The following is a 22,604-nucleotide window of genomic DNA, read 5'->3' on the forward strand; positions in this document are numbered from 1 at the left end:
AGCTATGGAATTTTCTTCAAAGCTTTTAGAGAAAGCAGTCAACGAAATGTCGCAATTGCCAGGAATTGGTAAACGAACCGCGCTTCGTTTGGTATTGCATTTATTGAAACAACCAAAAGAACAAACTACGTTCTTGTCCCAATCTCTATTAAATATGAGGGAGGATATAAAATTCTGCGAAAGCTGTCATAATATTTCCGACGTTGAGGTTTGCGAAATCTGCTCGAATAAAAACCGCGACCACCAATTGATTTGTGTTGTGGAGGACATCCGGGACGTGATGGCAATTGAAAACACCGGACAGTTTAAAGGAATCTATCATGTTCTGGGAGGGAAAATTTCTCCAATTGATGGTGTTGGTCCGAGCCAGTTGAAGATTTCCTCGTTGGTAGAAAAAATAAAAAGCGGTAACGCCAGGGAATTGATTTTTGCCTTGAGCTCAACAATGGAAGGCGATACAACCAATTTTTACATCTATAAGCAAATTCAGGATTGTGATATTATTACCTCTACAATTGCTAGAGGGATTTCCGTAGGAGACGAATTGGAATATGCCGACGAGGTTACTTTAGGACGAAGTATTCTGCATAGGGTGCCGTTTGAGAACTCCTTCAAAAGCAATTAATTAATTTTATAACACCGATGAATTTTATTATTCTAAATGAAAAACTATATTTGCTAGCTTAAAAAGATAAAAAGACAAAAATGAAGAAATACACAGTGCTTTTTTTGTTAACCATGGGGCTTTTCTTTACCTCTTGTGTTCCTACGAAAGACTTGATATACCTACAAAATAAAAACAAATCTGCTGAAAACAATATAAACCCCGTTGTTCTCAAGCCCTACAGATTGCAAACCAACGATGTTCTAAATATTACTATAAAAGCCATAGACCCTAAACTGGTGGCAATTTTTAATCCAACAACTACTGAAAATTCCAATCCTATGCAAGGACTCAGCGAACAGGGTTTGTATTTTAATGGATTTACAGTCAATGATCACGGGAATATTAGAATTCCTGTTATTGGTGAGATAAATGTTTTAGGATACACATTGGATGAAACCAGAATTAAAATCGAAAAAGAATTATTGGAGAATTATTTCAATAAGGAAGCAAATGTTTTTGTTAGTGTAAAATTATCAGGATTAAGGTTTACGGTTAATGGAGAAATAAATTCTCCAGGAACAAAAATGCTATTTCAAGAGAAGGTAAATGTTTTGGAAGCAATTGCCAATGCAGGGGATATCACAGTTATTGGAGATAGAAAAAAGGTTACCATAATCAGACAATTTCCTCACGGAACAGAAATGCACGACATTGATCTTACCGATGTCAATGTAATGCAATCGCCATATTACTACCTCCAACCTAACGATTATATTTACATAAAGCCATTGCCACAAAAATCTTGGGGAACTGGGAAAACAGGTATCGAATCTCTAGGAACAATCATCACATTGCTAAGTTTGGCAAGTACTACTTATTTACTACTTACAAGATAATAAAATGCTCGATACTAAAGATTTTACATTTTTTGAAGGTCAAAATAATTTTGATTTTAAAGGCTTTCTGCTTAAAACCGCTGGCTATTGGAAGTGGTTTCTTGCCAGTTGGATACTTGCCTTCACTATTGCCTACCAGGTAAATATTAGAAAGGAAAAAATTTACGGGATGTCGAATATGATTTCTGTAAAGGAAGAAACCAACCCTCTTTTTAGTGGTAGTACTAATTTAGTATTCAATTGGGGAGGAACATCCGATCAAGTGCAGACCGTTTCTACAACCTTGAGATCGCGATCCCATAATGAAGTTGTAGTAGAGAAATTAGAGTTCTACATCAATTATCAGAAACAAAGTGAATACAACATTGTTGATGCTTATGGAGAAGTTCCTTTTTACGTAAAGATCGATAAAAAACAAGGCCAATTGTTGGGTCAATTAATAGGCATCAAATTCATAAGCGAATCTGTTTATGAAATCAGTATTCCTTTTGAAACCGAGAATGCTTCATTGATTCATTATGCTGATAATACCTTTAGCAAAACTTCAGTTCAAAATGAAACTTTTACAAAAAAATATAGAGTTGGAGAGCAAGTTGAGTTGCCTTTTTTGAACTGGAAACTAGAAATTATCGATAAGCCCGGATTCTACAAAGGCAATTCATATTTTGTAAGTTTTAATAGTTTTGACGGGACGGTTTCTCAATATCAAAATCTTAGTGTAGTGCCAAATGCACAAGGTAGCTCCATCCTCTCACTTTCTATGCAAGGAACCAACAAAGCCAGACTTGTTAAATATTTGAATACTACCGTAGAAGTATTGAGAGAAAATCAGCTTGCGGCCAAAAATCAATTTGCTCAAAATACCATTAAATTCATTGACAGCACAATGCTGAAAATGGAAAGGGAATTGAACAATAATGGCGATGAGTTGAAAAATTTCACAAAGGATAAAAAAATATTCGACATAGAATCTGGGGGTGCCAAAATTGCAGAAAGGCTAACGCAATTTGATATAGAAAGAGATTTAATAACAAGGAAGATAGCCTACTATGATTTGTTGAAGAAATATTTGACAGAAAGTGTTGATTTCTCAAAATTGCCAGCTCCATCAGTGGCGGGAATAGACGATCCAAATATCGTTGGGAATGTTTCTAAATTGATTCAGCTCTCTACCGAAAGATCAGAAAAGAAATATGCAGTTAAAAACGAGAGGCTTTTTCAAGAGTTTGACAACCAGATGGAAGCCATAAAAAAAGTTCTATTAGAGAATATCAATACAGCAAAGACAGTAATACGATATGATCTAAATAGAATCAATGAGAGGATTGGTGAGGCAGAATTTTCCATAAAAAAATTACCAGAAGAGCAGCAGGAGCTTGTAGGTATACAGAGAAAATATAACCTAAATAGCAGTATTTATAACGATCTTCTTGCCAAAAGAAGTCAGGCCGATATTGTAAAAGCGGCAAACGTTTCCGATATAAAATTCATAGATCCCGCAAAAGATGTAGGTGGTGGCTTGGTTGGTCCTAAAACAGGAGTTAATTATGTATTGGCCATGTTTTTAGGATTTTTAATTCCTTTAATTGTTGTTTTTGGAATTTTCTTTATCAATGATTCTATACAGAATACAGATGATATCAGCAAAATTACAACATTGCCATTGATTGGTGTTATTGGGAAAAAGCACAATGAAACTAACCTTTCGGTATTTGAAAAACCAAAATCAGCATTGGCGGAATCCTTTAGAGCAATTCGATCCTCGTTGCAGTTTTTATATAAAAAACAAAATGTTGATGGAGCAAAAACCCTAATGATAACTTCATCTGTGAGTGGTGAGGGAAAAACATTTTGCTCAATAAACATTGCCACCGTTTTTGCAATGAGTGAAAAGAGAACAATTATTATCGGGTTGGATTTGAGAAAGCCAAAAATATTTGATGATTTTAAAATTTCAAATGAAATTGGAGCAGTAAACTATTTAATCGGTCAGAAATCATTAGAAGAAATCACTCAGAAAACTCAAATATCGTTTCTAGATGTCATAACCTCTGGACCAATTCCTCCAAATCCTTCAGAACTTATAATGAGTGATGCCATGAAAGAAATGTTGGATGAACTCAAGACTAAATATGATTATATCATTCTTGATACACCACCAGTAGGATTGGTTTCGGATGCACTTGAATTAGTGAACTATGTAGATTTGACGCTTTACATTGTTAGACAGAACTTTACCAAAAAAGGAATGATAACACTTTTAAACAATAGAGTTAAACGTGGAGAGCTAAAAAATGTTAGTGTTATTCTTAATGGTTTTGAAAGTAAGGCAAAATATGGCTATGGTTATGGCTACGGTTATGGCTACGGAAATTATTCATCAGGATACCATGAGGAAGACGAAAAGAAAAGCTCAATAAAGGCAATAAAGAGTATTATAAAAAAGAAGTCAGATAAACGAGATTAGATATTTGGCATCATTTTAAGGATATTGGCAATTTTAAGAAAAAAGCAAGGTAGTTCAAGTAGTATTCAAGGGGTTTGAGAAATATAGAATCCTAGTAGAATTATAAATTCTATCTTTGCCGCTGATTTCTAATATTGCGATAAAATCATAACACGGAATTAGGTTTTAAGTATTAGTAATATAAAATTAAGTAATGAAAATAAATAATATTTGCTGTATAGGTGCTGGATATGTTGGAGGTCCCACGATGTCCATTATTGCTCAAAAATGTCCAGACATAAAAGTTACTGTTGTTGATCTTAATGAACAAAGAATAGCATTATGGAATGATGCAGATGTAAATAATATTCCAATTTACGAGCCTGGTTTAAGTGATATTGTGGCAGAAGCTAGAGGAAGAAATTTATTCTTCTCTACTAATGTTGAAAAAGCTATCGATGAAGCTCAGATGATTTTTATTTCTGTAAACACACCAACTAAGACCTATGGACTTGGAAAGGGTATGGCGGCTGATTTAAAATATATTGAACTTTGTGCCAGACAAATTGCTTCAATTGCAAAAGATAATAAAATAGTGGTAGAGAAATCAACTCTGCCAGTAAGAACAGCCGAAGCAATCAAGAATATTTTGGACAATACAGGAAACGGAGTTCAGTTTCAAATACTTTCAAATCCAGAATTCCTTGCAGAAGGAACTGCAGTTACAGATTTGTTGAATCCTGATAGAGTTTTAATTGGTGGCGACAATACGCCAGAAGGAGCAGAGGCTATAAATGCACTTGTTGAAGTTTATGCAAATTGGGTTCCTGAAAAACAAATTTTGACTACAAATTTATGGTCGTCTGAATTATCTAAATTAACAGCAAATGCTTTTCTTGCACAAAGGGTGTCGTCAATAAATGCCATGTCTGAATTGTGTGAAAAAACAGGAGCTGACGTTAGTGAAGTAGCAAGAGCTATCGGAATGGACAGTAGGATAGGCTCAAAATTCCTCAAAGCATCTGTTGGTTTTGGAGGTTCATGCTTTCAAAAAGACATCCTTAACTTGGTTTATATAGCTAAATCTTATGGACTAAATGAGGTTGCTGATTATTGGGAACAAGTAATCATAATGAACGATCATCAAAAAAGAAGATTTGCAAGCAGTATTGTTACCACTTTATACAATACCGTTTCCGACAAAAAGATAGCTTTTTTAGGATGGGCTTTCAAGAAAGATACTAATGATACCAGAGAATCCGCTGCAATATATGTCGCTGATTATCTGTTGAATGAACAAGCAAAAATTTCGGTATTCGATCCACAGGTTAAAGAAAATAAAGTCTTAAATGATTTGAATTATTTAGAATCCAGATCTTCTGACTTAAATCAAAAAGGAATTACAGTTGTTGAAGATCCTTATGAAGCTTGCAAAGGAGCCCATGCAATTGCAATCCTAACCGAATGGGATGAGTTCAAAGAATACGACTGGCAAAAAATCTATGATAATATGCAAAAACCTGCTTTTGTTTTTGACGGTAGAAATATCCTAGATGCAAAAAAGATGGCAGGCTATGGATTTATATTTCAATCAGTAGGAAGTTCAAATTAAAAAGGAAGAACCTTTCATAAAGGGTAAAAAGTGCTACAAATAGAGCATTTAAGAGTGTGAAAAATATTTAATTTCAGCTAATTTAGTATAAAAAAATATTCACCTCTTGCCATGTAACGTATGTGATGATGCAAAGCTGAAAAAAAATAAAATGAAAATACTTGTAACGGGAGCTGCCGGTTTTATAGGCTATCATTTGTGTGAAAGATTATTGAGCCTAAACTATGAAGTCATAGGGCTTGATAACATCAACGACTATTATGATGTAAACCTTAAATATTCAAGACTTGAAAATTTAGGAATCTCTTCAAATGATATTGCATATAACGAGCTCATAATCGGAAATAAACACTCCAATCAATTTAAGTTTATTAAACTAAACATTGAGGACAAAGACAATTTGCCACTTTTGTTTGCCAAAGAAGGGTTTGATATGGTTTGCAATCTTGCAGCCCAAGCTGGTGTTAGATACAGCATTGAAAATCCATTTGCTTATGTAGAAAGTAACGTTGTAGGATTTGTAAATGTTCTAGAGGTTTGTAGAAATTATAAGGTTGGTAAACTTGTTTATGCAAGCAGTTCAAGTGTTTATGGAACAAATGAAAAAATTCCATTTTCAGTAGAGGACAATGTTGACAATCCCATCAGTTTATATGCCGCAACAAAGAAAAGCAATGAATTAATGGCCCATACCTATAGCCACCTATTCGGGTTCACTACAATAGGTTTACGCTTTTTCACGGTTTATGGTCCATGGGGAAGACCAGATATGGCTATGTTCTTGTTTACCGAAGCAATTCTAAACAACAAACCCATTAAAGTATTCAATAACGGAGAATTATCAAGGGATTTTACTTATATTGATGACATTATTAATGGCGTGGTTGCTACTATAGAACAAGAAACAGAAAAGAAATATGCAGTCTATAATATTGGCAATAACAATCCAACAAGGCTTTTAGATTTTATAGAGTTGATAGAAAAGAGCACAGGGAAAATTGTTCAGAAAAACTTTTTGCCCATGCAACCAGGAGATGTAGAGAAAACATGGGCCGATATAAAAGATTTGCAGAATGATTTCGGTTATACACCTTCAATAAATGTTGAATATGGTGTAAAAGAGTTCATCGAATGGTATAAAAAATATTATAATATAATCTAGGCTTACCACATGAATCAAATTACAAACAGTAAAATTTTAGTTACAGGAGGAGCGGGGTTTATTGGTTCTAATCTCTGTGAACATTTACTACAATACCAAAACGAGGTAGTTTGTCTGGATAATTTTGCAACCGGTAGAACTCAAAACATCCAGCATTTATTCGAAAATCCAAACTTTACTCTTATAGTGGGTGATATTCGGAATTTAGCAGATTGCCATAAAGCTGTACATGGGGTTGATTATATACTTCACGAAGCAGCACTAGGTTCTGTTCCACGTTCAATTAACGATCCAATAACCAGCAACGATGTTAATGTTTCAGGTTTCTTAAATATGCTTGTGGCGGCTAGGGATGCTAAAGTCAAGAAGTTTATATATGCTGCAAGTTCTTCAACTTATGGAGATTCTGAAGCTTTGCCAAAAGTAGAGGACAACATTGGAAAGCCATTGTCTCCTTATGCCATAACAAAATATGTAAATGAATTATATGCTGATATTTTTTATCGCACCTACGGGTTAAATACAATTGGATTAAGATATTTTAATGTTTTTGGCAGGAAGCAAGATCCAAATGGAGCTTATGCAGCCGTTATTCCAAAATTCGTAATGCAGTTGATGAATCATGAAAGCCCTATTATTAATGGCGACGGAAACTATTCTCGTGATTTCACCTATATTGATAATGTAATACAAATGAATGTCTTGGCTATGTTAACGGAAAATCCTGAAGCCATGAATACAGTATATAATACTGCTTTTGGTGATAGGACAACCTTAAATGATCTCATGGCTTCTTTGAAAAAATATTTATCAATTTATGATACCAAAATAGGCACTATTGAAACTATATATGGACCAAATAGAGCAGGAGACATTCCGCATTCTTTAGCAAGCATCGATAAAGCAAAACGATTACTGGGCTACAACCCAAAATATTCAATGCAGGAAGGATTGGAACAGGCAGTCAAATGGTATTGGGAAAATTTGAAGTAAATAAAATAAAACATCAGTATAATGAGTATAAAAATAGCCGTTATTGGTTTAGGATACGTTGGACTTCCTCTAGCAAGATTATTTGCTACTAAGTATCCAGTTGTTGGATTTGATATTAACCAAAGCAGAATTCAAGGATTACGCTCGGGAACAGACAGCACTTTGGAAGTTTCGGATGAAGTTTTACAAGAAGTTTTGGTCGAAAACCTAACAGGCAATCAAAATGGATTACTCTGTTCTGATGATCTAAACGATATTGCTGATTGTAATTATTATGTTGTTACAGTTCCTACACCAGTAGACAAAAACAATCGGCCAGATTTGACACCTTTATACAAATCCAGCGAAACCGTTGCAAAAGTTCTAAAAAAAGGAGATATAGTGATATATGAATCGACTGTTTATCCCGGTGTGACCGAGGAAGAATGTGTTCCTGTTTTAGAAAAAATATCAGGTTTGAAATTTAATGTTGATTTCTTTGCAGGCTATTCTCCAGAAAGAATTAATCCGGGCGATAAAGAACATACTGTTGAAAAAATCCTTAAAGTTACAGCAGGATCAACACCAGAAATTGGAATAAAAGTTAATGATTTATATAAATCAGTAATTACAGCCGGAACACATTTGGCACCAACAATAAAAGTAGCCGAGGCGGCAAAAGTAATTGAAAACTCACAAAGGGACATCAATATTGCTTTTGTCAATGAATTGGCTAAAATATTCAATTGTATGGATATTGATACCAATGCTGTATTGGAAGCGGCAGGAACAAAATGGAACTTTTTACCCTTTAGACCAGGATTGGTTGGAGGACATTGCATAGGTGTAGATCCTTATTATTTGGCCCAAAGGGCTCAGGAATTTGGCTATCATCCAGAAATTATCTTGGCAGGAAGAAGGTTGAACGACTCTATGGGAGAATACGTTGCTTCCCAGGTTATTAAATTGATGATCAAAAAAGGAATTACTATTAATGGTGCAAAACTATTAATGCTAGGCATCACATTTAAGGAAAATTGTCCGGATGTTAGAAACACTAAAATTGTTGATGTAATTGCAGCTTTAAAAGATTATGGAGTTGAAATCACAATTTATGATCCATGGGCAAATCCAGATGAAGTGAACCATGAATATGAATTGACCACTACAAAAGAATTGCCATCTTCACAATATGATGCAATTGTTTTAGGAGTTGCCCATAAAGAATTTTTAAGTATTCCATTGGATAATCTACGAAACAGCAATAGTGTTTTGTATGATGTTAAAGGTATCTTGAAAAAAAATGTTGATGGTAAGTTATAATTTAAGATAAATAAAATGAAAAAAATACTTATAACAGGTGGAGCAGGATTTATTGGTTCTCATGTAGTACGCAGATTTGTATTGCAATATCCAGAATATCATATTTATAATTTAGATTCCTTGACATATGCAGGAAATTTAGAAAATTTAAAAGATATTGAGACGGCACCAAATTACACCTTCATTAAAGCCGACATTACAGATGGGTCAAAAATTCAATCCATATTCAATGAATTCAAGCCAGATGGCGTTATTCATTTGGCAGCCGAATCGCATGTAGATCGCTCCATTACAAATCCCTTAGATTTTGTAATGACCAATGTAATTGGAACGGTTAACCTGTTAAACGCCGCCAAGACCATTTGGAAAGATAACTTCGAAGGCAAAAGATTTCACCATGTTTCAACAGATGAAGTATTTGGTGCCTTGGGAGAAACTGGATTCTTTACAGAAGAAACCTCCTATGATCCCCATTCGCCTTATTCAGCCTCAAAAGCATCATCAGATCATTTCGTTAGGGCTTATGCAGATACTTATGGTTTGCCAATGGTTATTACCAATTGCTCCAATAACTATGGTCCAAATCATTTTCCAGAAAAATTAATTCCATTATGCATTCATAACATCATCAATAATAAACCATTGCCGATTTATGGAAATGGAAAATATACTCGCGATTGGTTGTTTGTAATTGATCATGCAATAGCTATCGATTTGGTTTTTCATCAGGGAAAACAAGGAGATTGCTACAATGTTGGTGGATTTAACGAATGGCAAAACATCGATTTGGTGAAAGAGTTGTGCAAACAAATGGATGAAAAATTAGGAAGAGAAACAGGAACAAGCGAAAAATTAATTACGTATGTCAAGGATCGTCCAGGCCATGATTTGCGTTATGCCATCGATGCAACAAAAATAAACAAAGAGTTAGGATGGTCGCCAAGCGTAACTTTCGAACAAGGTTTATCAAAAACGATAGATTGGTTTTTGGAGAATCAAAAATGGCTAGATAATGTAACCTCTGGTGATTATCAAAAGTACTATAACAAACAGTATAATTAATGAAAGCAACTCAAACCAAACTAGAAGGATGTTTCATTCTTGAACCTACTGTTTTTGAAGATGAAAGAGGTTATTTTTTTGAATCATACAACGAAGTTAAAATAGAGCAGATTTTAGGCTATAAACCAACATTTGTTCAAGACAATCAATCAAATTCTGCTTATGGAGTTGTTCGTGGCTTACATATGCAAACAGGTGAATATGCCCAAGCAAAATTAGTACGTGTAGTAGAAGGAACTGTAATAGATGTTGCTGTTGACGTTCGTCATAACTCGCCAACGTATGGTCAATCGATTACCGTTGAATTGTCTGCCGATAATAAGAGGCAATTATTTATTCCTCGTGGATTTTTACATGGTTTTTCTGTTATATCAGAAAAAGCAACTTTTTTTTATAAATGCGATAATGTCTATAATAAAGCTTCAGAAGATGGTGTTTATCCTCTGGATGAAACATTGAACATTGACTGGCTAGTTCCTAAAGAAAAAATGATAATTTCTGAAAAAGATCAAGAAGCACAATCATTTGAAATGTTTACAAATAAATAATATAAAATGAAAGGAATTATTTTAGCTGGTGGCTCGGGTACCCGTTTGCATCCATTAACCTTAGCAGTTAGTAAGCAGTTAATGCCGATATATGATAAGCCAATGATTTATTATCCATTGTCAACCTTAATGTTGGCAGGGATAAACGAAATATTAATTATTTCAACGCCTCATGATTTACCTCATTTTGAAAAATTATTAGGAGATGGTTCTCAAATAGGTTGCAAGTTTTCCTATGAAATACAGCACGAACCAAATGGTCTGGCACAAGCATTTGTTATAGGAGAGCAATTTATAGGCAAGGATAAAGTAGCTTTAGTTTTAGGAGATAATATCTTTTACGGAAGCGGTATGTCGAAATTATTGCAGGACTGTACAAAAGTAGATGGAGGCGTTGTTTTTGCTTATCCTGTTCACGACCCTGAGCGTTATGGCGTTGTAGAATTCGATGCTGATAATAATGTTCTTTCGATTGAGGAGAAACCATTGAGCCCAAAATCAAATTATGCTGTACCGGGATTGTACTTCTATGATAATTCTGTAGTTGAAATAGCAAAAAATATTCAACCCTCAGCTCGTGGTGAGTATGAAATAACCGATGTCAATAAAGAGTATTTAAGACAAGGACGACTCAAAGTGGGAGTCTTTGATAGAGGTACAGCTTGGCTCGATACAGGAACATTTGCTTCATTAATGCAGGCAGGACAGTTTGTTCAAGTAATCGAAGAACGTCAAGGTCTGAAAATTGGAGCTATTGAAGAGGTTGCATATCGGATGGGCTACATTAATAAAGCTCAACTTGACGAAATTGCAGAACCTTTGCAAAAAAGTGGATATGGGAAATATTTAAAAAATTTGCATTAGTGGAATTAGGAAAAACATTAATTATATATGAATCTATACAATATTTAGTACCCTTTATTGAGGAAAAGGGAGTAAAAGTTTTTCATGTTTACAAGCAATTAAATATTTTTGAAAAATTATTGAGAAGGATATCGTTGAAATATGAATTTCATTTTCCTTTTCTTTTTGATCGATGGACCAAAAAAATCGCACAAGTAGATACAGTTATTATATTTGCAACAGCTGTTGACTCTCATATCGCTTATATTATAAAAAACTACAGTCATAAGAGAATAATAATTTGGTATTGGAATCCTGTTTCTAAAAGTTTTGTGCCGTCAAAATTTCAGGGTAATAACGTAGAATTTTGGTCATTTGATCAAGAAGATTGTGAAAAATATAACATACGGTTTAATTCTACCTTCTATATTAAAGATATTCATCCGGCTCAAGATGATAGCTTAAAAAGAGAGATAGATGTTATTTATCTAGGTATGGATAAAGGAAGAAAGAAGAATTTGAAGGATATTGAAAATCAACTAAATGCTCAAAATATTACCACTTATTTTCACATCATTCCTGATTTTAAAGCTCCAAACCCAGAGAATATTAAATCTATGGATTATGGAGTTTATCTATCCCACGTAAATAATGCTAAAGTAATTTTAGATTTTTTGCAAGCAGGTCAAGCAGGACAAACTATTCGGCCAATGGAAAGTATATTTTTAAAGCGGAAGCTTTTGACAAATGATACCACTATTGTGCACATGCCTTTTTATGACCGAAATAATATATTTATCCTTGGACTAGATAATTTGGATGATTTATATAATTTTATAAATTCTCCTTATAAAGACATTGATAAGAGTATTTTAGATTATTATAATTTTGAAAATTGGATAAAGCGCTTTGATCATGAATAATTTCTTTAAATCATTTTTATCATTCGGCTTGGCAGTATCTATTGAAAAATTATTAGGTTTTATTGTTTTACCTATCTATACAACATATTTTAATACTGAGGAATATGGTATCATTGATTTAATTAGCACAATGATGATGGTTGTTGTGGTTTTTGGAATCCTACAATTAGAAACTTCCCTACAGCGATATTATTATGAATTTAATGAAAGCAGAAAAAAATTATTGATATCCACAATATATTTTTGGATAATAGTAGCATCTGTTGCAGTAGCCCTAGTACTATATTTTTTTTCGGGTTTTTTATCTTTCAAGCTCTTTGGATCTTCTCAATATGTAGTACTAATAAAGCTTATGTCTTTGCAGGTACCTCTACAGAATTTAAGTGTTATTGGGCTCGTTATCTTGAGATATGAACGATCAAATTCAAAATTTCTGGGGGTTATCATAACAAAGGTTTTAACATCTTTGTTGGCAATATATATATGTGTTATTTACTTTGAAATGGGTATGAGGGGTGTTTTTATTGCACAATTAAGCTCCATTTTCTGTTCAACATTTTTAGTAACTTGGTTCATAAGAAAATATTTTGTTTTTAAACTGCCAAAGTGGGTTTCTGCAAAAAGTTTTCGGTATGCATTACCAATGTTTCCAGCCCGTGTTGGTAGTATGATTTTAGGGCAGTCTAACAGATTTTTTATATTAGGGTTTTTGTCTATCTCTGCAATAGGAGTATATTCAGTATCCATCAAGTTAGCCTCTATTATCCAAATATTTAATATGGCTTTTAATATGGCTTGGGCACCATTTATGCATCAACAATTTAAAAATGAGCAAAATAAAGATGTTTTTTCAAAAGCCTTTATAATTGTCTGTTCAGTAACATTTTTATGTGTATGTCTTATTAGCTTGTTTTCAATTGAAATGGTCAAAATCTTAACAGCGTCAAGTTTTTACGAGTCTTATAGATATGTTGGAGGACTAACATTATTTTATGCTTTATACATTATTAAAGAAACGGTTGATATAGGGCCTAAATTAAAAGAAAAGACAAAATATTTGTCTTTTACTTTTTTTGTTTCCGTAATTGTGAACGTAATTAGCTTGTATTTTTTAGCACAACATTATGCATTAATCGGAGTTGTTATCGCTATGGTTGTTACTAATTTAGTTTTAGTGATGTTATCATGGGCTGTGTCAAATAGATTGTATTATATTCCTTTCAGTATCTCTATTTTTATAGTATTGCTAATTCCTGCAATTGTTATAGCTTTGGCAATAATGATGTTTGAAATAACCTTTCTATATCGTCTATTAATAGCTCTACTAATATTGACATTTTATATAACTATCCTTTTGAAATATATCAAGGAAATAAAAAAAATAGTAAAATGATTTATTTTTTAGTCTTGTTTTTCTTGATAATTCTGATAATGATTTTCGATATTGGAGGAAGGAAACAAGGACGTAACTTTTTTTATAAATTAACGGGAATAATTTTTGTTTTAATTGCTGGGCTCCGCTGGAAAGTAGGTGGTGATAGTTTGATATATCAGAATGTTTTCGAAAATAATTTAGCCCCAATTTATGATTTTAAGTCTAATTTCATTATTCTTTTGGATTGGAATGTGGGATTTACAGGATTGATGTCAATATGCAAAACTGTAGTGGATGAATTTTGGTTTTTTCAATTTATACAAGCAATAATTGTAAATATTGTGCTATTTAAGTTCTTTAGGAAATATACTGATTATATCTTTACGGCTGTTTTTCTTTATGGTTATTTTTATTTTTTTAATTATAATATGGAGATACTGCGTGAGGTATTGGCTATATGTATATTTTTATTCGTCTATAAATTCTTAGAAGAAAAGAAATTAGCAAAATTTTATATTGGAATATGTATTGCGATGCTTTTTCATACCTCTGCCTCAATCTTATTGCTTTTTCCCTTGTTAAAGCAATTAAAATTAAATGTTTTTGGTATTGGTATTCTTTTGTCCTTATTTATTGTCTTGATGACTTCTGTTGCTTTATTTCCTGTTATACTGGATTTTCTCTCTTTTTCAGAAAATACTTCTAGCAAAATAGCATTCTATTCAAGTCGGGAATTTAGTTTTTTTGGTACGGTATACAATTTTTTATGTTTTGTAGGTTTTCCTGCTTTTTTATATTACTTTAATAAAATAAATAAAATTGATAATAAATTTGACGTACTTGTTTTTCCGTATTTTTTCATTGCTCTTCTTTTGGTTGCAGTGCCAGGATTTGGCAGGTTTATAAATTATTTCGGACCTTTTCTTATAGTTTATTTTGCCAATACTATCTGTTTTGTTATGCGTTCTAAACGTCTGGTAAATGTTAGAATGTTGTTATGCTCAATTTTCTTCTTCTTTCCTATGTATTATAAAACAGTATACTATTTTTCAGAAATCCAAGGTGGATTTTCGGGCAATGTGTATAAAAGATATGAGGGATGGTTGCCCTATTCATCTGTTTTTGATAAGGAAGAAGACGATCGTAGATTAGATATTCACAGTGGAACATTATCTAGGGAATGATATTGATAAAGATGGTTCTTTTAAAATTTGCAAGAATATGAAGTATTTATATAGAACAACAAATTACAAATCATTAATAATTTTATTGATATATCTTTGGAATCCAATGATTTCAATGGGTCAGAATATAGATTCTTTTAAAAATTACGGCTGGGCATCATCTGTAAAAGGAGGAAAAGGAGGGAAAGTAGTAAAAGTGACGACACTTAATGCTAACGGTCCTGGATCATTTTTGGAAGCTTTGGAAAAGAAAGGGCATAGAGTGATCGTGTTTGAGGTTGGAGGAGTCATAGATTTGAAAGGAAAGGCATTTTTTGTAAAAGAACCCAACATAACTATTTTGGGACAGACAGCTCCTTCGCCAGGTATTACTGTTGTAAACGGTGGTTTTATACTTGAAACACATAATTTGATCCTCCAACACATCCGCTTTCGAACAGGGACAGAAATTGTTAAAGGCGATTTGGATGTATTGACAACTTCCAAAAACTCCTACGATATCATTATTGATCACTGCTCTTTCATGTGGGGAATCGATGAAAATTTATCTGCATCTGGCCCAAGATTTGAAGGAAAAGAGCCTGATGAATGGAGAAATAATACTTCACATAGAATTACATTTAGTAATAATATTATTGGTGAGGGACTATCAAAATCTCAACATATGAAAGGTGAGCATTCCATGGGAACACTTGTCCACGATAATGTATCCGATATATTAATTATGAGAAATCTTTTCATCAGCAATAATGATCGTAATCCTTTATTCAAAGGAGGTGCAAGAGGAGTTGTATTGAATAATTTGATATATAATCCAGGGATTCGCGCCATTAGTTATGCCTTGTCTGAACAAGAATGGAAGGGTAAGGAGAAGCAAAAAGGTATGATGACAATTATTGGTAATGTTTTACAGATGGGAAAAAATACAAAACAAGATATTGCAATTTTTGAAACTCTCGGTGGTGAGATAGAACTTTATTTTGAAGATAATATATTGTATGATCAAGCCGGCAAGGAATTAAAAAGAAATTTAAAAGGAAATAATATAATTCTGAAATCAATTAAGCCTATTTGGAATTTTAATATTGCTACAATGCCTTCTTCAGAAGTAAAAAACTACATCTATGAAAATGTGGGGGCTCGTCCTTGGGATCGGGATGAAACCGACTCTAGGATTATTAATGATATTAAGAATAAAAAAGGGAAAATAATTAATTCTGAAAAGCAAGTTGGCGGCCATAAAAAGGTTAAGGCTACATTTAAGGAGTTCGACTTTGTCAAATGGAAATTAAATGATTAGAAGTAAATCCTGAAGTAGATTACTTATGATATATAAACTATATAAATTTTGACTAGCATCCTAATATTAATTGTTGAAAGTATTTCAAATGCCAAATAAAAAAGTATGTCTTATAATTCCTTCTCTGCGGCATGGTGGTGCGGAGCGAGTTATTAGCGTTTTAGCAAATCAATGGGCACAAAATCCCAATCTAGAAGTGTTCCTTCTATTAATGACTAAACAAGATCAATTTTATACTATTGATGATAGGGTTAAAATCATTGAACCAGAAAAAGGATACCAGTCCACACTCCTGGGCAGAGGACTATACTCTTTATGGATATTGTATTTTCTTAGAAAAAGTGTTAACCAGATCAAACCCAATACTATATTAAGTTTTTGCGAACGTTATAATAATATTGTTTTATTATCTTTATTGGGATCCCGCTATCCAGTTTTTGTTTCAGATCGAAGTAATCCAGAGGGTAATCTGGGCTCGTTACATGAAAATCTCAGGAAAACGCTATACAAAAAAGCAAAAGGAATTATAGCACAAACTGATACGGCAAAAAAAGTCATATATTCCAAAACAAAAAATAAAAATATAGAAACCATTCCCAATCCTTTGAGAGATATAAAAGATTTTTCTATAGTACAAAAGGAAAATATTATACTAAATGTGGGTCGATTTGAATGGCAGAAAAATCAAAAAGGGCTTGTAGAGGCTTTTTCAAATTTACAGAACAGAGAAAATTGGAAATTGTTATTGGTAGGAGTAGGATCTTTGAGAGGAGAGCTGGAACAACAAATCCGACAGAAAAATTTAGAAGATCAAGTAATTCTATTGGATTTTCAAAAAGACATAGATAGTTATTTCCAAACGGCTAAAATTTTTGCTTTTACCTCAATTAGCGAAGGATTTCCCAACGTTTTGTTAGAAGCAATGGCTAATGGTTTGGCTTGCGTTTCTTACGATTGTCCAACAGGGCCGTCAGAATTGATACAAAACGAAGAAAATGGTAATCTGATACCATTACATGATCAAGAATTATTTTCGGCTAAATTACAGCTCTTGATGGATGACAACGATAAGCGTATAAAATTTGGAACAAAAGCAGTTGTTGTGAAAGAAGAATATTCTGTAGCAGTCATCAGCGATAAATATTTAAAATTTATTTTAAAATGAAATTAATTATTAATACAGTCAATCTTAGAATAGGAGGAGCTTTTCAGCGATCGATATCTTTCTTGAACGAAATTAAGGAGTTTACCAAAGACGAGTTTCATGTTTTTTATAATGATGAAATAGCAAAGCAAATAGCAATAGACACATTTCCAAGTAATTTTAAGTTTTATTATTTTGATCAAAGCCCTGCATCTTTAAAACACAGAAAAAGAATTATAAAGGAATTTGATAGGATCGAAAAAGAAGTTCATCCCGATGCAGTGTTTTCTTTTGTAGGTCCTTGCTATTGGAGAGCTTCAAGCCCTCATTTAGTAGGTTACGGTATTCCGCATATAGTTTACGATGAATATAAGTATGTAAAACAATATTCTTGGAAAACAAAATTGGAAATGATCTATAAAAAATGGTGGACAAAATATGAGGCAGATTATTGGGTTGTTCAGACAGAAGACGTAAGACAACGTTTAAGTAAAAGACTTAATGTTGATGTAAATAAAGTTTTTTTAGTTTCAAATGGTATAGGTCAACAATATAAAAATGCAGTTCCGCAAAAGAGAAACGATTCTAATGTGAAAAAATTATTGATGATAAGTACATATCGTCCAAGTAAAAATTTTGATATAATAAAAGAAGTAATTCCTTTTTTAGAAAATGATACTTTTCAATATGAATTTCATATAACAATTAATAAGGAAGATTACGATAAAAATTTTAAAGGTTTTGAAAAATCAATTATAAATCATGGGCACGTAAAGGCAAGTGATTGTCCAGCCCTATACAATATGTCAGATGCTATGTTTTTGCCTTCTCATTTAGAATGTTTTTCTGCATCCTATCCAGAAGCAATGAAAATGCAACGGCCTATTTTAACTTCAAACCTATCATTTGCTACCACGGTTTGTGAAGATGCAGGATTATATTTTGATAATACTAATCCTAATGATGTGGCAGATAAAATCAAAAAGCTCTTTCATTCTCCAGAATTATATGACGATTTAGTTATGAAAGGAAATAAAAGATTGAATTTCTTTGATAATTCACGCCAGCAAGCCGAAAAATATTTACATATTTGTGATTTAATTAGAAAGCGACCATGAGAAAAACCTTTAATATTTATGGATTAAGCGGTATAATTCAATTAATTTACTTTAAAGTCAGGACCTTCTTTCTATTCCCTAAAGCCAAAATTGTTCGTTTCCCTATAAGGATTAGGGGAAAGAAATTTATAAAAGTAGGCCATAACTTTACAACAGGATTTAATTGCAGATTAGATGCGTTTTCAGAGTCAAATAAAAATGAGACACTAATCGAAATAGGAAATAATGTTCAGATAAATGACTACGTTCATATTGGAGCAATAGAAAAAATCGAAATACACGATTCAGTACTTATTGCCAGTAAAGTATTCATAACCGATCATAATCATGGAAGTTATACCGGTAAAAATGCAGATTCACCTTTAACATCTCCAAGTTCTAGACCTCTACATTCTTCCAAAGTCGTTATTGAGAAAAATGTATGGATTGGAGAATTTGTTTCAATCCTGCCAGGAGTACGAATTGGAGAAGGTTCAATAATTGGTTCCATGTCAGTAGTAAACAAGGATATTCCTCCTTTCAGTATTGCGGTAGGTTCTCCTGCCAAGATAATCAAACAATATGATTTCAATAAAAATGAATGGATTAAAATTCTGTAAAATTAGTTTATCAGTAGTTTTGTATAACACAAAACAAGAAGATATAGAAAATATTTTAAAATCACTAGAGTATGTTAAAGCCGCTTATCACCTTTATATAATTGATAACTCTTTGACAAATGATTTAAAAATAAACTTTGAAAATAAAGTAAACGTTGAGTACATCCATAATCCGTCCAATCCAGGTTTTGGAGCATCACATAATATAGCAATTTTAAAAGCTATAGAGGCTAATAACAACTATCATTTTGTGATTAATCCAGATGTTTTCTTTGTTGAAGATGTCATTTCTGAAATGGTAAATTTTATGCAAGAACATCCAAGAATAGGCATGATGATGCCTCAAATTTTAAATCTGGACGGCACTATACAGAATTTACCTAAATTACTACCATCGCCCTACAGTGTTTTTTTAAGAAAAATTAAAAAACCAAACTTTTTATATGCCAATTTTATTGCTCAGTATGAATTAAGAGAAGTCCCAAGGGAAAAAATCTATGACGCACCGATCCTTTCGGGATGTTTCACCATTTTAAACCTTGAAGCAATCAAAGAAGTAGGTACCTATGATGATAATTATTTTATGTATTTTGAAGATTGGGATCTTTCACGCAGAGTAAACCAAAAATACCGAACAGTTTACTATCCACTTGTTTCGGTCTACCATGGTTATGAATCAGGAGCAAACAAAAACAAAAAATTATTTAAAATATTTATAAAATCCTGTATTCATTATTTTAATAAATGGGGTTGGATTTTCGACAGGGAAAGGATTAAAATTAATAGAAAAACTTTGAAACAGTTTAAATGAAAATCATTATTACAGGCTCATCTGGATTCGTTGGTCAGAATCTTTCAAAATATCTCATAGAAGAAAAATTAGAGGTATTCTCATTATCAATGCGAAATGAAAAATGGAAAAGCCAAATAGAATCTGGGGCTAATGCCATTATTCATCTCGCCGGAAAAGCTCATGACACCAAAAACGCAGCAAAGCCAAATGAATATTTTAGCATAAATACAGATTTGACAATTTTATTGTTTGATGTATTTTTAAAATCAAAAGCCAAAGATTTTTTTTATTTTAGTTCAGTAAAGGCAGTGGCGGATACTCTAAATGAAGCATTGACAGAAGATGTAGAAGGAAATCCTCAAACCCCATACGGCAAATCTAAATTTGAAGCAGAACAGTATTTACTATCGCAAACTTTACCAGAAGGAAAGCGTTTGTTTATTATACGACCTTGTATGATTCATGGCCCGGGTAATAAAGGAAATCTTAACCTGCTATATAAAATCGTGCAGAAAGGTATCCCTTGGCCTCTAGGAGCCTTTGAGAATCAGAGGTCTTTTTTGAGCATCGATAATTTATGTTATTTAATGAAAGAGATGTTAAAAGATAAAAGTTTAGCTTCAGGAATTTATAATTTTTCCGATGATATTCCCCTTTCGACAAATGAATTAATAATAGCTATCAATGAGGCATTAGGAAAAAAAGCAAAATTTTTGCCAATCAACAAAAAAATTATTGAAAAAGCAGCTTTATTGGGCAACATGATTTATTTACCGCTTAATTCTGAAAGATTGAAAAAACTGACCGAGAGTTATGTTGTTTCTAACCAAAAAATCAAATCGGCATTAGGGATTAAAGAATTACCTTTGACGGCACAAGAAGGAATTATAAAGACAATTAAAAGTTTTAAAAACAAAAAATAATGACACGCATTTTCGATCTTCTATTTTCATTTTTAGGTATTTTATTTTTATGGCCAATTGGGTTGCTTTTATATGTCATCGGTTTGTTTGATACAGGGTCGCCCATTTTCGTGCAAGTAAGAGTAGGTAAAAATAAGAAACCTTTTAAATTGATCAAGTTCAGAACCATGAATGTGGATACAAAATCAGTAGCTTCACATTTGGCCAGCCAAGCTTCGGTTACTAAATTTGGTGGTTTTTTAAGAAAGTCTAAATTAGACGAGCTTCCTCAATTAATCAATGTCTTAATTGGCGATATGAGTTTAGTAGGGGCGAGGCCTTGTTTGTTCAATCAAGAAGAGTTGATCCAAGAACGTGATATAAGAGGGGTTTTCAACTATCTTCCAGGAATAACAGGCCTAGGGCAAATCAACAATATTGATATGTCAACTCCAGTTAAGTTGGCAAAATTAGATGCAGAAATGCTTCAAAATCTAACATTGATCAACTATTTTAAGTATATTATCGGAACCGTCAGTGGCAAAGGACAAGGAGATAGAGTTGGCAAATAGATGATTTTATAAAGATAAAAAAAGTTGTTGCTTAAAGTTCTTAACATTTTTTTTAATTTAAATCTAAATGAGTAAAAGGATTTTTTTATCATTAGCCCATGAAAGCGGATTCGAAATGCAGTTTATTGAAGATGCATTTTCTTCCAATTGGATAACATCCGAAGGCCCAAATATAGTTGGATTTGAAAAAAGCCTTGAAGACTATCTAGGTAAGGACATGTTTGTTGCAGCCCTAAATTCTGGAACAGCTTCAATCCATCTAGGACTTGTAGTTTTAGATGTAAAAGCTGGAGATGAAGTGATCTGTCAAAGCATGACTTTTTCCGCATCGGCAAATCCGATTTTGTATCAAGGAGCAACGCCTGTTTTTATAGACAGCGAAAAAGAAACATGGAACATCTGTCCTATAGCTTTAGAAGAAGCGATTGTAGATAGAATTTCAAAAGGGAAAAAGCCAAAGGCAATCATAGCCGTTCACCTTTATGGAATGCCCTTCAAGATCGAAGAGGTTAGAGCAGTTGCCGATAAATATGAAATTCCAATTCTAGAAGATAGTGCAGAAGCATTGGGAAGCTCCTACAAAGGACAAAAATGCGGTACTTTCGGCGACATCGGAATTCTATCCTTTAACGGAAATAAAATAATTACAACATCGGGAGGTGGAGCTGTGGTTGCCAAGTCCAAGATTCAAAAAGATAAAATTGTTTTCCTCTCAACACAAGCTCGTGACAATGCCCCACATTATCAACATAGCGAAGTAGGCTATAATTATAGAATGAGTAATATTTGTGCAGGGATTGGTCGTGGTCAAATAGAGGTTTTAGACAAGCATGTTGCATTACGAAGAAGTATGCATGATTTCTATACGTCTATCTGTTCCCAAATCGAAGGAATAACTGTTTTTGAAGAACCAAATCAGGATTATTTCTCCAACTATTGGCTAAGTGCAATTCTGATTGATCCTGCAAAGACAAAAAATAATACAACACGAGAAGATTTTCGTCTATTCCTAGAATCTTCTAATATTGAAAGCCGTCCTCTTTGGAAACCAATGCACTTGCAACCCATTTTTGAAAAATATCCATACTATGGCAACAATGTTGCCGAAGAATTATTCGAAAATGGTTTGTGCTTGCCTTCAGGGTCTATTTTGAGTTCCGAAGATAGAGATCGAATAAAAGAAGCCTTTCATAAGTTTTTTTAGACCTTTCATAGCTAAAACG

The 22,604-nt window shown here is 33.0% G+C and carries 21 protein-coding genes; all 21 read left to right on the top strand.

Annotated features, from left to right (window positions below; all coding sequences use genetic code 11):
- Positions 1-4 precede the first annotated feature (4 nt).
- Positions 5-625 (top strand): recombination mediator RecR, encoded by a 621-nt coding sequence (recR, locus tag J2X31_RS11195; protein ID WP_310026794.1) that lies wholly within the window; start codon positions 5-7, stop codon positions 623-625.
- Positions 626-705: 80 nt separating this feature from the next.
- Positions 706-1,503 (top strand): polysaccharide biosynthesis/export family protein, encoded by a 798-nt coding sequence (locus J2X31_RS11200; RefSeq protein ID WP_310026795.1) that lies wholly within the window; start codon positions 706-708, stop codon positions 1,501-1,503.
- Positions 1,504-1,507: 4 nt separating this feature from the next.
- Entirely contained in the window at positions 1,508-3,970 is a 2,463-nt protein-coding gene (locus tag J2X31_RS11205; protein WP_310026797.1) for a polysaccharide biosynthesis tyrosine autokinase, read from the top strand.
- A 193-nt stretch (positions 3,971-4,163) separates the two neighbouring features.
- Positions 4,164-5,561 carry a UDP-glucose 6-dehydrogenase gene (locus tag J2X31_RS11210; protein ID WP_310026798.1) on the top strand — a complete coding sequence of 466 codons (1,398 nt, stop codon included), beginning with the start codon at positions 4,164-4,166 and terminating at the stop codon, positions 5,559-5,561.
- Positions 5,562-5,712: 151 nt separating this feature from the next.
- Positions 5,713-6,723, top strand: coding sequence for an NAD-dependent epimerase (locus J2X31_RS11215; protein WP_310026799.1), 1,011 nt, complete (start codon positions 5,713-5,715; stop codon positions 6,721-6,723).
- A 9-nt stretch (positions 6,724-6,732) separates the two neighbouring features.
- Positions 6,733-7,716, top strand: a complete 984-nt coding sequence (locus J2X31_RS11220) for an SDR family oxidoreductase (protein ID WP_310026801.1) — start codon at positions 6,733-6,735, stop codon at positions 7,714-7,716.
- A 21-nt stretch (positions 7,717-7,737) separates the two neighbouring features.
- Positions 7,738-9,018 carry a nucleotide sugar dehydrogenase gene (locus J2X31_RS11225; protein WP_310026802.1) on the top strand — a complete coding sequence of 427 codons (1,281 nt, stop codon included), beginning with the start codon at positions 7,738-7,740 and terminating at the stop codon, positions 9,016-9,018.
- Positions 9,019-9,033: 15 nt separating this feature from the next.
- Positions 9,034-10,080 carry a dTDP-glucose 4,6-dehydratase gene (rfbB, locus tag J2X31_RS11230; protein ID WP_310026803.1) on the top strand — a complete coding sequence of 349 codons (1,047 nt, stop codon included), beginning with the start codon at positions 9,034-9,036 and terminating at the stop codon, positions 10,078-10,080.
- Positions 10,080-10,628 carry a dTDP-4-dehydrorhamnose 3,5-epimerase gene (gene rfbC / locus J2X31_RS11235; RefSeq protein WP_310026804.1) on the top strand — a complete coding sequence of 183 codons (549 nt, stop codon included), beginning with the start codon at positions 10,080-10,082 and terminating at the stop codon, positions 10,626-10,628. The genes rfbB and rfbC overlap by 1 nt, the downstream gene beginning before the upstream one ends.
- Before the next feature lie 6 nt (positions 10,629-10,634).
- A complete protein-coding gene (gene rfbA, locus J2X31_RS11240; protein WP_310026806.1) occupies positions 10,635-11,492 on the top strand; it encodes a glucose-1-phosphate thymidylyltransferase RfbA in 858 nt (285 codons plus the stop codon).
- Positions 11,492-12,394: a WaaS/CpsH family glycosyltransferase gene (locus tag J2X31_RS11245; protein ID WP_310026808.1), complete on the top strand. Its 903-nt coding sequence runs from the start codon at positions 11,492-11,494 to the stop codon at positions 12,392-12,394. The genes rfbA and J2X31_RS11245 overlap by 1 nt, the downstream gene beginning before the upstream one ends.
- A complete protein-coding gene (locus tag J2X31_RS11250) occupies positions 12,387-13,787 on the top strand; it encodes a lipopolysaccharide biosynthesis protein (protein ID WP_310026810.1) in 1,401 nt (466 codons plus the stop codon). Before J2X31_RS11245 ends, J2X31_RS11250 begins: the two co-directional genes overlap by 8 nt.
- Positions 13,784-14,953, top strand: a complete 1,170-nt coding sequence (locus tag J2X31_RS11255) for an EpsG family protein (RefSeq protein ID WP_310026811.1) — start codon at positions 13,784-13,786, stop codon at positions 14,951-14,953. The genes J2X31_RS11250 and J2X31_RS11255 overlap by 4 nt, the downstream gene beginning before the upstream one ends.
- Positions 14,954-14,990: 37 nt before the next feature.
- Positions 14,991-16,253 carry a hypothetical protein gene (locus tag J2X31_RS11260; RefSeq protein WP_310026813.1) on the top strand — a complete coding sequence of 421 codons (1,263 nt, stop codon included), beginning with the start codon at positions 14,991-14,993 and terminating at the stop codon, positions 16,251-16,253.
- Between the two features lie 88 nt (positions 16,254-16,341).
- Positions 16,342-17,418 (top strand): glycosyltransferase family 4 protein, encoded by a 1,077-nt coding sequence (locus J2X31_RS11265; protein ID WP_310026814.1) that lies wholly within the window; start codon positions 16,342-16,344, stop codon positions 17,416-17,418.
- Positions 17,415-18,515 (top strand): glycosyltransferase family 4 protein, encoded by a 1,101-nt coding sequence (locus tag J2X31_RS11270; protein ID WP_310026816.1) that lies wholly within the window; start codon positions 17,415-17,417, stop codon positions 18,513-18,515. Before J2X31_RS11265 ends, J2X31_RS11270 begins: the two co-directional genes overlap by 4 nt.
- Positions 18,512-19,114: an LbetaH domain-containing protein gene (locus J2X31_RS11275; RefSeq protein WP_310026817.1), complete on the top strand. Its 603-nt coding sequence runs from the start codon at positions 18,512-18,514 to the stop codon at positions 19,112-19,114. The genes J2X31_RS11270 and J2X31_RS11275 overlap by 4 nt, the downstream gene beginning before the upstream one ends.
- A complete protein-coding gene (locus tag J2X31_RS11280; RefSeq protein WP_310026818.1) occupies positions 19,092-19,925 on the top strand; it encodes a glycosyltransferase in 834 nt (277 codons plus the stop codon). The genes J2X31_RS11275 and J2X31_RS11280 overlap by 23 nt, the downstream gene beginning before the upstream one ends.
- Positions 19,922-20,830, top strand: coding sequence for an NAD-dependent epimerase/dehydratase family protein (locus J2X31_RS11285; protein WP_310026820.1), 909 nt, complete (start codon positions 19,922-19,924; stop codon positions 20,828-20,830). Before J2X31_RS11280 ends, J2X31_RS11285 begins: the two co-directional genes overlap by 4 nt.
- Positions 20,830-21,381: a sugar transferase gene (locus tag J2X31_RS11290; protein WP_310026821.1), complete on the top strand. Its 552-nt coding sequence runs from the start codon at positions 20,830-20,832 to the stop codon at positions 21,379-21,381. Before J2X31_RS11285 ends, J2X31_RS11290 begins: the two co-directional genes overlap by 1 nt.
- A 67-nt stretch (positions 21,382-21,448) precedes the next feature.
- Positions 21,449-22,585: a DegT/DnrJ/EryC1/StrS family aminotransferase gene (locus J2X31_RS11295; RefSeq protein WP_310026822.1), complete on the top strand. Its 1,137-nt coding sequence runs from the start codon at positions 21,449-21,451 to the stop codon at positions 22,583-22,585.
- Positions 22,586-22,604: the final 19 nt, after the last annotated feature.

Source organism: Flavobacterium arsenatis, from assembly GCF_031456785.1.
GTDB classification, from domain to species: Bacteria; Bacteroidota; Bacteroidia; order Flavobacteriales; family Flavobacteriaceae; genus Flavobacterium; species Flavobacterium arsenatis.